This window comes from Thauera sp. WB-2, from assembly GCF_027594845.1.
Taxonomy (GTDB): domain Bacteria; phylum Pseudomonadota; class Gammaproteobacteria; order Burkholderiales; family Rhodocyclaceae; genus Thauera; species Thauera mechernichensis.
Window position 1 is genome coordinate 3,363,770 of the sequence record NZ_CP088935.1, and the last position, 13,603, is coordinate 3,377,372.

The 13,603-nt window shown below is 67.5% G+C and carries 11 protein-coding genes; all 11 read left to right on the top strand.

Annotation, left to right across the window (positions count from 1 at the left end):
* The first annotated feature begins 672 nt into the window (after window positions 1-672).
* The 11 genes from LQF09_RS15460 (at window position 673) to LQF09_RS15510 (ending at window position 13,384) form a co-directional block, all read left to right on the top strand.
* Entirely contained in the window at window positions 673-1,149 is a 477-nt protein-coding gene (locus LQF09_RS15460) for a VOC family protein (protein WP_002933980.1), read from the top strand.
* Window positions 1,150-1,344: 195 nt separating this feature from the next.
* Window positions 1,345-3,342 carry a methyl-accepting chemotaxis protein gene (locus LQF09_RS15465; RefSeq protein WP_270068357.1) on the top strand — a complete coding sequence of 666 codons (1,998 nt, stop codon included), beginning with the start codon at window positions 1,345-1,347 and terminating at the stop codon, window positions 3,340-3,342.
* A gap of 228 nt (window positions 3,343-3,570) precedes the next feature.
* On the top strand, window positions 3,571-4,386 hold the full coding sequence (locus tag LQF09_RS15470; protein ID WP_270068358.1) for a PEP-CTERM sorting domain-containing protein: 816 nt from the start codon (window positions 3,571-3,573) through the stop codon (window positions 4,384-4,386).
* Between the two features lie 69 nt (window positions 4,387-4,455).
* Window positions 4,456-4,893, top strand: a complete 438-nt coding sequence (locus LQF09_RS15475) for a low molecular weight protein-tyrosine-phosphatase (RefSeq protein WP_002933951.1) — start codon at window positions 4,456-4,458, stop codon at window positions 4,891-4,893.
* Between the two features lie 470 nt (window positions 4,894-5,363).
* Window positions 5,364-6,884, top strand: a complete 1,521-nt coding sequence (locus LQF09_RS15480) for a DUF1538 domain-containing protein (RefSeq protein WP_270068359.1) — start codon at window positions 5,364-5,366, stop codon at window positions 6,882-6,884.
* Window positions 6,881-7,228, top strand: a complete 348-nt coding sequence (locus LQF09_RS15485; RefSeq protein ID WP_004248848.1) for a hypothetical protein — start codon at window positions 6,881-6,883, stop codon at window positions 7,226-7,228. The genes LQF09_RS15480 and LQF09_RS15485 overlap by 4 nt, the downstream gene beginning before the upstream one ends.
* A gap of 8 nt (window positions 7,229-7,236) precedes the next feature.
* On the top strand, window positions 7,237-7,632 hold the full coding sequence (locus tag LQF09_RS15490; protein WP_002933939.1) for a CBS domain-containing protein: 396 nt from the start codon (window positions 7,237-7,239) through the stop codon (window positions 7,630-7,632).
* 709 nt (window positions 7,633-8,341) lie between these two features.
* Entirely contained in the window at window positions 8,342-10,168 is a 1,827-nt protein-coding gene (locus tag LQF09_RS15495) for a bifunctional metallophosphatase/5'-nucleotidase (RefSeq protein ID WP_002934224.1), read from the top strand.
* A gap of 246 nt (window positions 10,169-10,414) precedes the next feature.
* The gene (locus LQF09_RS15500) at window positions 10,415-12,289 is read left to right on the top strand and encodes a methyl-accepting chemotaxis protein (RefSeq protein WP_270068360.1); all 1,875 of its coding nucleotides are present in this window, start codon (window positions 10,415-10,417) and stop codon (window positions 12,287-12,289) included.
* A 567-nt stretch (window positions 12,290-12,856) separates the two neighbouring features.
* Window positions 12,857-13,060: a hypothetical protein gene (locus tag LQF09_RS15505; protein WP_270068361.1), complete on the top strand. Its 204-nt coding sequence runs from the start codon at window positions 12,857-12,859 to the stop codon at window positions 13,058-13,060.
* A gap of 3 nt (window positions 13,061-13,063) precedes the next feature.
* Complete coding sequence (locus LQF09_RS15510) at window positions 13,064-13,384, top strand: helix-turn-helix domain-containing transcriptional regulator (protein WP_270068362.1); 321 nt, start codon at window positions 13,064-13,066, stop codon at window positions 13,382-13,384.
* The last annotated feature ends 219 nt before the right edge of the window (window positions 13,385-13,603 follow it).

A 13,603-nucleotide genomic window follows, 5' to 3' on the forward strand; every position in this document is an offset into this window, starting at 1 on the left:
CCTCGCGGCTTGCGCCGCTCCTACGGGGAAGGCGCGCCGCGGCCTGCCGTAGGAGCGGCGCCAGCCGCGAGCTTTTCGGGTCCCGCCCAACCCCCGTCGCCTTCAACCCCTCGCGGCTCGCGCCGCTCCTACGGGGAAAGCGCGCCGCGGCCTGCTGTAGGCGCGGCGCCAGCCGCGAGCTTTTCGGGTCCCGCCCAACCCCCATCGCCTTCAACCCCTCGCGGCTTGCGCCGCTCCTACGGGGAAAGCGCGCCGCGGCCTGCTGTGGGAGCGGCGCCAGCCGCGAGCTTTTTCGGGTCCCGCCCAACCCCCATCGCCTTCAACCCCTCGCGGCTTGCGCCGCTCCTACGGGGAAAGCGCGCCGCGGCCTGCTGTGGGAGCGGCGCCAGCCGCGAGCTTTTCGGGTCCCGCCCAACCCCCCATCGCCTTCAACCCCTCGCGGCTTGCGCCGCTCCTACAGGGGGGCGACGCGCGTTGGGTTTGCCGTAGGAGCGGCGCAAGCCGCGAGCTTTTCGGGTCCCGCCCAACCTCCATCGCCTTCAACCCCTCGCGGCTGGCGCCGCTCCTACGGGGAAGGCGCGCCGCGGCCTGCTGTAGGCGCATGTGGGGTGGATTTGTTGCGACTTCCTCTATAATTATGAATTCTTAACTCAACACCTCACTGGAGGCATCATGTCGCAGCGCCCCTTCAAGATCCTCGGTATCCAGCAGATCGCCATCGGCGGCCCGAGCAAGGACAAACTCAAGACGCTGTGGGTCGACATGCTTGGCCTGGAGGTCACCGGCAACTTCGTGTCCGAACGCGAGAACGTGGACGAAGACATCTGCGCGATGGGCGCAGGCCCGTTCAAGGTCGAGGTCGACCTGATGCAGCCGCTGGATCCCGAGAAGAAGCCGGCGGTGCACACCACCCCGCTCAACCACGTCGGCCTGTGGGTGGACGACCTGCCCAAGGCGGTGGAATGGCTCAGCGCCAACGGCGTGCGCTTCGCGCCTGGCGGCATCCGCCGGGGTGCGGCCGGCTTCGACATTACCTTCCTGCACCCCAAGGGCAACGACGAGTTCCCGATCGGTGGCGAGGGCGTGCTCATCGAACTGGTGCAGGCGCCGCCCGAAGTCGTGGACGCCTTCGCGCGCCTGGCGGGCTGACCACGGCCCTGGGGGCGCGCGGCGCGCCCCCGTGCGGCTTCCTGCGTTGCGAGATTGATCGCCGATATGGAATCGATACCGACAAATCCGTAAAGTCGGCGATCCTCGTGTCGATAACTGCGAGACACATCCGCTGAAGATGGTCTCGGACATCGCAGCCAAAGCCCGCTACTCGCCGCAAAAAAAGGACCGCAGATGGAACCCGTCAGCCGCCCATCAAGTTCGATCGCCAGCCGCCTTGGCCTGATCGTCGCCCTTCCACTCATCGTCATCATCGTGCTGGCCGTCATGCTCGGACAATCGGCGCTCGAGCGCTCGCGTTCGGCCGAAACCACCGCGCAACTGTCTGGCCTCGGTGCCGCTGTCAGCGAACTGGTGCACCGGCTGCAGATCGAGCGCGGCTCGACCGCGGGCTTCATCAGCTCCTCGGGCTCCCAGATGCGTGACGTCCTGCCCGGCTTCCAGCGCGACACCGACACCGCCCTCGCGCAGTTCCGCAGCCGGCACCAGCAGACCATCACCGCCGACACGCCGACCGCCCAGAAGCAGGTCGCCGACGTCGAAAGCCAGCTCGCCCAACTCGCCGACATCCGCAGGCAGGCGCAACAACTGAGCATCGCCATCGGCGAGAGCACGCGCTACTACACCGCCACCATCGACAACCTCATCCAGCTCGCCGCGGGGGCCGCGCATTACAACTCCGACCCCTTGATCGGACAGCGCTCCACTGCGCTCGAAGCGCTCATCCGCGCCAAGGAAGCCGCAGGCCAGGAACGCGCGCTCGCCACCGCCGCCTTCAGCGCCGACTGGGTCACGCCCGAGCAGCACCGCACCATCAGCGAACGCATCAACCGCCAGCGCGCCTTCTTCGAGCTGTTCGGCTCGGTGGCGGGCAGCGACGCCCGGGCCGCGCTCAAGCAGATCGAGGCTTCGCCCGAACTCGAAGCCGTCAAGCGCATGCGCGATGTCATGAGCGAGCGCATGACGTATGGCGAATTCGGCATCAAGGGCGCCGACTGGTTCGCGACCAGCACCGCCTACATCGACCGCCTCTACGCCCTGGAGCGCCAGGTCAACGGCGAGATCGCCAAGCTCGCAGGCGAACTGGTCGACAGCAGCACGCGCACCCTCTACATCACCATCGGCCTGTCGGTACTGGCCATTGGCGCCACGCTGGTGGTGTCGGCCCTGCTCGGGCGCAGCATCAGCCGCCCGCTCAGCCAGGCCGTGCGCATCGCCGAGCAGGTTTCCAGCGAAAAGGACTTCACCCGCAGCATCCCGGTCGAAGGCGTGACCGAAGTGCAGCGCACCGCCCAAGCGTTCAACAACCTCATCGGCACCTTCCGCCACATCCTGTCCGAAGCGCGCACGTCCAGTGAGGGGGTGTCGTCCGCGGCGGCGTCCATCTCGGCATCGAGCACCCAGCTCAGCCGCAGCGCCGACATCCAGGCCGAATCGGCCGCCACCGTGGCCGCTGCCGCCACCGAAGTCTCGAGCAGCGTCAGCGAGACGGCCACGCGCGCCGCCACGGCTGCCGAACTGGTCGACAAGGCCTCGGCCGACACGCACTCGGCGCTGGACATCATGCAAGAGATGGTCGGCCGCGTGGAGCAAGCCGCCAGCCAGGTCACCGCGTCGCAGGCCGACGTTCAATCGCTGGCTGCCAGCTCCAAGCAGATCGGCGGCATCGTCGGCGTCATCCGCGAGATCGCCGAGCAGACCAACCTGCTCGCCCTCAACGCCGCCATCGAGGCCGCGCGTGCAGGCGAGCAAGGCCGCGGCTTCGCGGTCGTCGCCGACGAAGTGCGCAAGCTCGCCGAACGCACCGCCTCGTCGACCCGCGAGATCAGCACCCTCATCCACGAGATCCAGCAACACGTCGACAGCACCGTCGACTCGATGCAGGCCGCGGGCGTCAACGTCAGCGGCAGCCTCGAGCTCGTATCGCGCACCGAAGCCGCGCTACGCAGCATCGGCGACAGCTCCGAGCGCGTCGCACAGAGCGTGCAGGGCATGGCCCACACCATCCGCGAGCAGGACATCGCCATCCAGCAGGTCGCATCCAACGCCGAGCGCATCGCCGCCATGACCGAAGAAAACAGCGGCGCCGCACGCACCAGCTCGGACACGGCCGAAGAGCTCGCCCGCGTCGCAAGCGCGCTGTCGAGCCTTGTGGGGCGCTTCCGCACCTGACACCGAGGTCGCGGCACAAGGCTGGCAAGCCGCCCCCGAGTGTCGGTTTTTTTTACACCGGGGGCATAAGCACCCCCATCAAACCGAGTCATCCATATAAAAATCAATAAGTTGTATTTCTGGCATCCGACTTGCTTTGTTGCCACAGCGATTAAGCTCACGCTTGGCACCACCCGGCCAGGCGCAATCTCTTAACCGGTTCAACAACCGATTAAAAGGACCCAGACAATGAAGAAATACGCCCTTCTCGCCGCGACCGCCGCCCTCACCGCCGTGTCGACCGGCGCCTCGGCCGCCTACGTCAGCAACGTCCAGTCGCTGGCTGGCGACTTCGCCATCAGCGGCTTCGCCGACGGCACCCCGCTGACCTACAACGTGGCGCTCACCGGCCTGTCCGGCAGCCTGTCGCTGGCCGCTGGCCCGTCGGGCAGCTACACCGTCAGCGTCGGCCCCGGCCTCGCCGGCGGCACCGGCTACGCCGAAGCCACCTTCTTCGCCGGCCCTGGCGGTACCGTCAGCCGCACGATCAGCTCGAACGTCCAGGTGTTCTCGGGCGACCTCAACGTCTCCGGCCTCACCCCGGGCGTGTATCCGTTCGTCTTCGGCATGGGCCTGATCTCCAGCCCGATCTCGTTCGGCTTCAGCGGCAGCTATGACGGCGCTACCACCATGGGCGTGCTCGGCCTGCTCAACGGCCTGCTCGGCACCTCGTTCAGCGACCCCACCGGCGCTGGCACCGTCGCCATCACCGGCACCATCACCGACACCAGCGTGACCATGTCCATCACCGAAACGGCCTCCGGCTGGGACGGCGCTGGCGTGCTGCTGGCTGCTGCCGACTACGCTGCCTTCCTGCAGGGCCGTCCGGACTCGCAGGCCGAGCGCATCGCTTACATGCAGAGCCCCACCTACAACCTGACCGACGGCAGCTTCGCCATGCGTAACATCGCCGTCACCGCCGTGCCCGAGCCCGCTTCGCTGGCGCTGCTCGGCCTCGGTCTGGCTGGCCTGGGTGTGATGCGCCGCCGCAAGCAAGCTGCCTGATCTTTCGGTCACGCCGCACCAGCCGACGCCCTCGCAAGGGGGCGTCGGCTTTTTTCTTATAATGCCGCCATGTTCGAAAAGATCCTCACCCTCTGCACCGGCAACATCTGTCGCAGCCCGCTCGCCGAGGCCGTGCTACGCCAGCGCCTGGCCGATCGTGGCCGCACGGCCACCGTCGCCTCTGCCGGCACCGGCGCCCTGGTCGGCCACGCTGCAGACGCCGACACCCAGGCCATCGCGCTTGCCCGCGGTATCGACCTCTCCGCCCACCGCGCCCGTCAGCTCACCCCCGAGATCAGCCGCTGGGCCGACATCATCCTGGTGATGGAAAAACACCACCTCGAATACGCCACCCACCTCGACCCCACCGCACGCGGCAAGCTCTTCCTGCTGGGGCACTGGTCCAAGGTCGAAGTCCCCGACCCCTACCGCCTCAGCCAGGACCACCACGCCCTGGCCTGCGACATCATCTGCGCAGCCACCGACGACTGGCTCGCCCGCCTGTAAACCCCGTTGAAAAGCTCGCGGCTGGCGCCGCTCCTACAGCAAACCCAGCGCACGTCGCCCCCTGTAGGAGCGGCGCAAGCCGCGAGGGGTTGAAGGCGACGGGGGTAGGCGGGCGGCCGTTGAAAAGCTCGCGGCTGGCGCCGCTCCTACAGCAAACCCAACGCGCGTCGCCCCCCCGTAGGAGCGGCGCAAGCCGCGAGGGGTTGAAGGCGACGGGGGCCGGTGGGCGGCCGTTGAAAAGCTCGCGGCTGGCGCCGCTCCTACAGCAAACACAGCGCACGTCGCCCCCTGTAGGAGCGGCGCAAGCCGCGAGGGGTTGAAGGCGACGGGGGCCGGTGGGCGGCCGTTGAAAAGCTCGCGGCTGGCGCCGCGCCTACGGCAAACCCAACGCGCGTCGCCATCGACTGGCCCCGATTCCTGGGCGCCATGCGAAAATGTCGGTCGAACATCTCTCCATCAGGTGACCGCGCTTGAACGGCCTCAAGGATTTCCTGCACCTCCTGCAGCACTCCTTCCGCAACCTGCTCCCCATCGTCGTCGTCGTCGCCTTCTTCCAGGCCATCGTCTTGCAGACGGTGCCGGATGGCCTGGGGTCGATGGTTGCGGGCCTGCTGGTGGTGGTGGTGGGCGTGGCCCTGTTCCTGCAAGGGCTGGAGCTGGGCATCTTCCCGATCGGCAAGAACCTCTCCAACGCCTTTGCCAAGCGCGGCTCCCTGCCACTGCTGATGGCGTTCGGGTTCGCGCTCGGCTTCTCCGCGGTGATCGCCGAGCCAGCGCTGATCGCCGTCGCCAGCCAGGCCGAAACGATCAGCGCCGGGCGAGTCGACGGATTCACCCTGCGCCTACTGGTGGCGACATCGGTCGGCGCGGTGGTTGCGCTCGGCGTGGTGCGCACCATCCTCGGCCATTCGCTGCACTGGTACATGATCATCGGCTACCTGCTGGTGGTCACCGTCACCTTCTTTGCCCCCGAGGAAATCGTCGGCCTCGCCTATGACTCGGGCGGGGTCACCACCAATATCGTCACCGTGCCCCTGATCGCCTCGCTCGGCATCGGCCTGGCGGTATCGATCCGCGGCCGCAACGCGCTCGCACACGGCTTTGGCCTGGTCGCGCTGGCGGTGATGGTGCCGATGATCTCGGTGCAGCTCTACGGCGTCTTCGTCTACAGCCTCGGCGCCGCCCCCGCGCTCGCCGCCGCGCAGCCCGCGGCCGGCATCGCACAGGCCGCTGCGGCCGCAATTCCCGAGCCCGCCGGCATGCTCGGCGCACTCACCGGCATGCTCGTCGACCTGCTCACCATGTTCCGCGACGTGGCGCCGATCATCGTCGTCATCCTGTTCTTCCAGTACGGCGTGATCCGCAAGCCGATCGCCCACCTGCACAAGGTCGTGGGCGGCTTCGTCATGGTCATCGTCGGCCTCTATGCCTTCGTGATCGGGCTCAAGCTCGGGCTCTTCCCGGTCGGGCGCGCCATGGCAGAACAGCTCGTCGCCCTCGACACCTACACCTGGGTATACCTGTTCGCACTGTCGATCGGCTTTGCCACCACCATGGCCGAGCCCGCGCTGATCGCCATCGGCCAGAAGGCCGAAGAAGCCGGCAAGGGGCGGCTCAACGCCAACCACATCCGCATCCTGGTCGCCATCGGCGTGGCCATCGGCATCACCATCGGCGTGCATCGCATCATCACCGGCGACTCGATCCACTACTACATCATGGGCGGCTACGCCCTGGTCATTGCGCTGACCTGGCTGGCGCCCAAGTACATCGTCCCCCTCGCCTTCGACCTCGGCGGCGTCACCACGTCCGAGGTGACCGTACCGCTCGTCACTGCGCTGGGCATCGGGCTGGCCACCAACATCGAGGGGCGCAACGTGCTCATCGACGGCTTCGGCCTCATCGCGTTTGCCTCGATCTTTCCCATCGTAACCGTGATGCTCTATGCTCTTTACGCCGAGCGGTTCAAGCCGACAGGAGAAAAAACGTGAAGTTCTCGGTACTTGTCGCGATCCTCGCCGAGGATCTCGAAGAACAGGCGATCGACATCGCCAAGCGCTCCGGCGCAGGCGGCGTCACACTGCTGGACGGGCGCGGCATCGGCGCCACGGAAAAGAAGACCTTCTTCGGCCTTACCTACGAGGGTAGCCAGTCCGTACTGGTGATGGTGCTCGAGAAGAAGCTCTCGCTCTCCGTGCTCAAGAACCTCAGCCGCGAGCTCGACCTCAAGAACAGCAGCCGTGGCGTGGTGTTCACCATCCCGCTCGAGCACATCGCCGGCATCGACATGCGCCAGATCCAGCAGTTCGAAGAGCACATCAAGCACGACATCTAGGAGCCCCCATGCTGGTCAAGGACATCATGTTGCGCGAAGTGGTGACGGTATCGCCCTTCGCAACCATCCGCGAAGCCATGCGGGTGATGAAGCAGAACAAGGTCAAGTCGCTGGTGGTCGAGAAGCGCGACGCCCATGACGCCTACGGCATCATCACCTACACCAACATCCTCAAGACGATCGTCGCCGAAGAGGGGGACATTGACCTCGTCAATGTCTACGACATCTGCGCCAAGCCAGCGCTGACCATCTCGCGCGAGCTCGACGTCAAGCACGCCGCCCGCCTCATGGTCAATATCGGCGTCCGCCGCCTGCTGGTCACCTCATCCAACGAGCTCGCCGGCATCGTCACCATGTCCGACATCGTCGGCGCCATCCTCAAGCTCGCCGACGAAGAAGCCTGATCGGCCCGAAAAGCTCGCGGCTGGCGCCGCTCCTACAGCAAACCCAACGCGCGTCGCCCCCCTGTAGGAGCGGCGCAAGCCGCGAGGGGTTGAAGGCGATGGGGGTGGGTGGGCGGTTGATTAAAGGCTCGCGGCTGGCGCCGCTCCTACAGCAAACCCAGCGCGCGTCGCCCCCCTGTAGGAGCGGCGCGAGCCGCGAGGGGTTGAAGGCGATGGGGGTGGGCGGGCGGTTGATTAAAGGCTCGCGGCTGGCGCCGCTCCTACAGCAAACCCAGCGCGCGTCGCCCCCCTGTAGGAGCGGCGCGAGCCGCGAGGGGTTGAAGGCGATGGGGGTGGGCGGTTGATTAAAGGCTCGCGGCTGGCGCCGCGCCTACGGCAGGCCCAACGCGCGTCGCCCCCCTGTAGGAGCGGCGCAAGCCGCGAGGGGTTGAAGGCGATGGGGGTGGGTGGGCGGTTGATTAAAGGCTCGCGGCTGGCGCCGCTCCTACAGCAGGCCCAACGCGCGTCGCCCCCCTGTAGGAGCGGCGCGAGCCGCGAGGGGTTGAAGGCGATGGGGGGGGCGGGCGGTTGATTAAAGGCTCGCGGCTGGCGCCGCTCCTACAGCAAGCCCAGCGCGTCGCGAGGGGGCATTCGGGCTGGCTTTTAACAGGCACTTCATATCGCGCAGGGACACTGCGGGGTGTCATTCCCAGTCCATTCGAGGTCCCTCATGAATCACACCGTCATCCCGGCCGTTGCCGTCCTCGCGGGCGCGCTTGCGCTTGCAGGTTGCATCAGCGATTCGGATACACCCAAGCCCGACTTCCCGCTCGCAATCCTGCACATCAACGACCACCACTCCAATCTCGACGAAGCCAGCGCCACGCTGCGCCTGGCCACCGACGCCAGCGGCACGCGCAGCAACGTCACCGTCGGCATGGGCGGTTTTCCGCGCGTGGTGACGGCGATCGACGAGCTGGCCACGCGCCACGGCAATGTCCTCAAGCTGCACGCGGGCGACGCCATTACCGGCACGCTCTACTACACCCTCACCGAAGGCAAGTCCGATGCCGACCTGATGAACGAGGTGTGCTTCGACGCCATGGCAGTGGGCAACCACGAATTCGACGCGGGTGACGCCGGTCTGCGCAGCTTCATCGACGACCTGTGGGCGAGCCCCACCTGCCGCACGCCGCTGCTGTCGGCCAACCTGTCGCTGCGCGCGGGCTCGCCGATCGGCAGCGACGGCGTACGCCCCGCCGTGGTGATCGAGCGTGGCGGCGAGCGCATCGGCATCATCGGCCTCACCATCGCCGACAAGACCCAGAACGCATCGCGCCCCGACCCCGGCACACGCCTGCTCGACGAACGCGAGGCCGCCCAGCGCGAAATCGACCGCCTGCACGCGCAAGGCATCGACAAGATCGTGCTGCTCACCCACATGGGCTATGCACAGGACCAGGCCCTGGCTGCGCAGCTGTCGGGCGTCGACGTCATCGTCGGCGGCGACTCGCACAGCCTGCTTGGCGACGACAGCCTGCGCGACTACGGCCTGTCGCCGGTCGGCGCCTACCCCACGGTCGCCGCCGACAAGGACGGCAACACCGTCTGCATCGCCCAGGCCTGGCAGTACAGCGCCGTCGTCGGCGAACTGGAAGTCGTCTTCGACGGCCGCGGCAAGGTCAAGTCCTGCGGCGGCCAGCCCCATGTCCTCATCGGCAGCACGCTGGGCACGCTCAGCGGCGACGCCCTCACCTTCGCCCAGGCCGACCTCGCCCGCCAGCCCGCGCTGCGCGTCACCGCGCCCAACGCCCAGGCTGCCAGCGTGCTCGCCGACTACACCCGCCAGGTGACCGACTTCGGCGCCGAGCCCGTCGCCAACGCGCAAACCAACCTCTGCCTGCGCCGCGTGCCCGGCACCGCCCGCGACGGCTCGCGCTCGCGCCTCGCCGGCTGCAACGACGACCCCCATGTCATCGCCCACGGCGGCGACGTCCAGCAACTCGTCGCCGAAGCCTTCCTGCGCCAGGGCCAGCGCTTTGGCGGCGCCGACATTTCGCTGCAGAACGGCGGTGGCGTGCGCGTCGACCTCGCCATGGGCACGGTCACGGTGGGCAACATCTACACCGTGCTGCCGTTCAAGAACACGCTGGTCGCACTCGACATGAGCGGCGCCGAGATCCGCGCCGCGCTCGAAGACGCCATGCAGAGCGTGGTCGCCGGCAACACCGGCTCCTACCCCTACGCCGGCGCGCTGCGCTGGCAGGTCGACCTGCGCCAGCCGCGCGGCAGCCGCATCAGCGCCCTGGAGCACCGCAACGCTGGCGGCAGCTGGGTCGCGCTCGACGACAGCGCCCGCTACCGGGTGATCACCAACGACTTCATCGCCGACGGCCAGGACGGCTACACCACGCTGGGCACCATCAGCGGCGAGCGTCGCACCGACACCTTCCTCGCCTACGCCGACGCCTTCCTGCGCTACGCGCTGGACAACCCCGTGCTCGCCCGCCCGGCCACGGCAGACTTCAGCACCCAGGTGTTCATCGACACCCCCTGAGCGCAGGCCTCGCTCAGCCCGCAGCACCGCATGGGGCCGGACCTCGACCACGGGGCCGGCCCCATGCCCTACGCCCGCACGCCCGCACGCCCCCCAGGCTTGCTGCTAAGGAATTTCCCTTATATCGCTAAAGATGGCACTTCTGCAGACGATAAATTGGAGCATCATCCACCTGCTGCGCGTTCAACTTCGGCACCCAGGGGTACCCAGCGCGCGGGACCAACCTGACAGCATTCCGGAGCCATCATGCGTTCGATCAAGTTCATGATTGTGGGCCTGCTGCTGACGGTGATCGCGCTCACCGCAGCGGTACTCTCCACGGCCTCCTTCTTCCAGCTGCGCGGCCAACTCGTCGGCGCCATGGAAGAATCCACACGGCTCGCGGCAAACAGCTACGCCGGGCGGATCGCCGAATGGGTGGACACCCGCCGGCGCATGATCGAAGCGCTCGTCCCCATTGCCGTCGACCCCGACGCCCTCACCTTCTTCCAGCGTGCCGCCGAAGGCCTGGCGCTGGACCTGGTCTATGCGGGCTACCCCGACAAGCGCACGGTGTTCTCGACGCCGCAGAACCTGCCGCCCACCTACGACCCCACCGCACGGCCCTGGTACCAGGGCGCCGTCGCCAAGGGCGGCACCATCCTCACCGCCCCCTACGCCGACGCCTCCACCGGCGACCTCATCATCAGCTTTGCCACACCCGTGCGCAGCGGCAGCAGCGTTGCCGCCGTCGTCGCCGCCGACGTCTCCATCCGCAACGTGGTCGACAACGTCCTCTCGGTGCGGCTGCAGGGCGGCTACGCCATGCTCGTGGCGCACGACGGCACCATCATCGCCCACCCCGACGCCAAGCTCGCGCTCAAGAACATCAGCGAGGTCTCATCCGCACTCGCCGCCAACGCCGCACGCCTGGCGAGCGCGCCGGCCGCTCCCATCGAAGCCGCCGTGGGCGGCCAGGACAGCTATGTCACCTGGCAACCGGTCACCGGCACCGACTGGTCGCTCGTCCTCGTCATCGACCGCGCCGTGGTCGCCGAACCGCTCGGCGCGCTGCTGGCCAAGAGCGTGGGCATCGTCATCGCCGTCGCCCTCGTCCTCGGCGGCATCGCCATCGTGGTGCTGCAGCGCATCCTCGGCGGCCTGTCCAAGATCCGCGACGCCATGCGCTCGATCGCCGGCGGCGGCGGCGACCTCACCCGGCGCATCTCGGTCGACGGCAACAACGAAGTCGGCGAAACCGCCTCCGCCTTCAATGAATTCATGACCGGCCTGCGCACCACCTTCAATGCCCTGAACGCCGACGCCACCCGCCTCGTCGCCGGCGTCAAGGAGCTCAACGACCGCGTCGACAGCGTCGCCAAGGAATCGGAAGGCCTCTCCGACATCTCCGCCAGCAACGCCGCCACCGTCGAAGAGATCACCGTCAGCATCGCCCACATCGCCGACAACACCGCCGACGCCGAAAAGCTCGCCGCCGAAACCGGCAAGCTCACCCAGCAGACGGTGGGCCAGGTCATGGCCATCGCAGGCGAAATCGCCACCTCGGCCGGCCAGGTCAAGGACATGGCGGGCGTACTCGAAGGCCTGGCGCGGCGCTCGACCGAGATCGAAGGCATCGTCAACGTCATCCGCGAAATCGCCGACCAGACCAACCTGCTCGCGCTCAACGCCGCCATCGAAGCCGCCCGCGCCGGCGAGCAGGGGCGCGGCTTTGCCGTCGTCGCCGACGAAGTACGCAAGCTCGCCGACCGCACCGGCATCGCCACGCTCGAGATCTCGCAGAAGCTGGGCATCATCCGCAACGAGACCGACGGCGCGGTTCAGCGCATGCACAACACCGTCAGCTCGGTCGAGCACAGCGTCGACCGCAGCGAAGAAGCCAGCCGCCTGGTCGAGGAGATCCGCGGCAAGATCGCCAACGTCTCCGAGCGCATGTCCGAAATCGCCCTCACCATCGCCGAACAGCGCAGCGCCACCACCGCCATGGCGCAAAGCACCGAAGGCATCAGCAGCCGCGTCAGCGAAACCGACATCGCCATCCAGGCCATCCGCGAAACCCTGCACCAGCTCTCCGAAACCGCCCAACGCACCGACACCGTCCTCGGCCGCTTCCACACCTGACGCCCCCCAACCGCAGCAACACCCCCGCACGAGCATCGGCGTCCTGTAGGAGCGGCGCCAGCCGCGAGCCTTTCCGGGCGGCTGCGACGAGCCCCGTCGCCTTCAACCCCTCGCGGCTCGCGCCGCTCCTACGGGGAGAAATGCGCGCTGGCCTTGCTGTAGGAGCGGCGCCAGCCGCGAGCCTTTCCGGGCGGCTGCGACGAGCCCCGTCGCCTTCTACCCCTCGCGGCTGGCGCCGCTCCTACGGGGAGAAATGCGCGCTGGCCTTGCTGTAGGAGCGGCGCCAGCCGCGAGCTCTTCCGGGCGGCTGCGAAGGGCCCCGTCGCCTTCAACCCCTCGCGGCTCGCGCCGCTCCTACGGGGGAGACCCGCGGCGGTTCGGTTTGTTGTAGGAGCGGCGCCAGCCGCGAGCTTTTTGGCGTGGCGGACGACGGTCGAGTGCGCTGGCAACCCGCAGGCGCGGAAAGTCCGTTAGCATAACTCTCAGCGAATCGTCCTCAGCTTGCTGCGCCAATGCGGCCGCTTCGAGGCGCCCACCTATATACACTTATATGTTACCTTTCAGCCAATGACCTACCAAGTCAAGGAACTGCTCCTCCCCGACGGCAGCAGTCCATATGCCCGCTGGTTCTCCGCACTCGATCCGATGGCTGCCGCAAAAGTCACCATTGCTGCCGCCCGAATTGAACAAGGCAACCTATCCAACGTGGAGTGGTTCCGAGGCATTGGCGAGTACAAGCGTCGCAAGGCGCAAACGAAGAAAGGAGCATGAACAATGGCATTGACCCGAGACTTCAAGGAAACCGTTGCTGCCCGGGTGCAAAACGATCCGGCCTTTGCCCAGGCACTGCTCGACGAGGCGATCACCCTCTTCATAGACGGCGAACCCGACACCGCCAGATTGATCCTGCGTGACCTGGTCAACGCAACGATCGGCTTCGAGTCCCTGGCCGAGGAAATCCACAAACCGGCCAAGAGCCTGCACCGGATGCTGTCGGCCTCGGGCAATCCGACAATGAGCAACATCTCGGCGATCTTCGCCGCCATCAAACGCGCGCTGAAGGTTGAGGTTCGCACCCACGTGTGGATGGCATAACCGAAGCCAGCCTTCTCCCCTAGACGCCGAGCCATGTCGCCTTCAACCCCTCGCGGCTCGCGCCGCTCCTACGGGGGAGACCCGCGGCGGGGGGCTTGCTGTAGGAGCGGCGCAAGCCGCGAGCCTTTCCGCGCGGCTGCGATGGGCCTCGTCGCCTTCAACCCCTCGCGGCTCGCGCCGCTCCTACGGGGGAGACCCGCGGCGGTTCGGTTTGCTGTA

Bases quoted from the DNA above. Each gene is read 5' to 3' on its own strand.
- LQF09_RS15460 (WP_002933980.1), top strand. From the start codon at position 673: ATGTCGCAGCGCCCCTTCAAGATCCTCGGTATCCAGCAGATCGCCATC.
- LQF09_RS15465 (WP_270068357.1), top strand. From the start codon at position 1,345: ATGGAACCCGTCAGCCGCCCATCAAGTTCGATCGCCAGCCGCCTTGGC.
- LQF09_RS15470 (WP_270068358.1), top strand. From the start codon at position 3,571: ATGAAGAAATACGCCCTTCTCGCCGCGACCGCCGCCCTCACCGCCGTG.
- LQF09_RS15475 (WP_002933951.1), top strand. From the start codon at position 4,456: ATGTTCGAAAAGATCCTCACCCTCTGCACCGGCAACATCTGTCGCAGC.
- LQF09_RS15490 (WP_002933939.1), top strand. From the start codon at position 7,237: ATGCTGGTCAAGGACATCATGTTGCGCGAAGTGGTGACGGTATCGCCC.
- LQF09_RS15495 (WP_002934224.1), top strand. From the start codon at position 8,342: ATGAATCACACCGTCATCCCGGCCGTTGCCGTCCTCGCGGGCGCGCTT.
- LQF09_RS15500 (WP_270068360.1), top strand. From the start codon at position 10,415: ATGCGTTCGATCAAGTTCATGATTGTGGGCCTGCTGCTGACGGTGATC.
- LQF09_RS15505 (WP_270068361.1), top strand. From the start codon at position 12,857: ATGACCTACCAAGTCAAGGAACTGCTCCTCCCCGACGGCAGCAGTCCA.
- LQF09_RS15510 (WP_270068362.1), top strand. From the start codon at position 13,064: ATGGCATTGACCCGAGACTTCAAGGAAACCGTTGCTGCCCGGGTGCAA.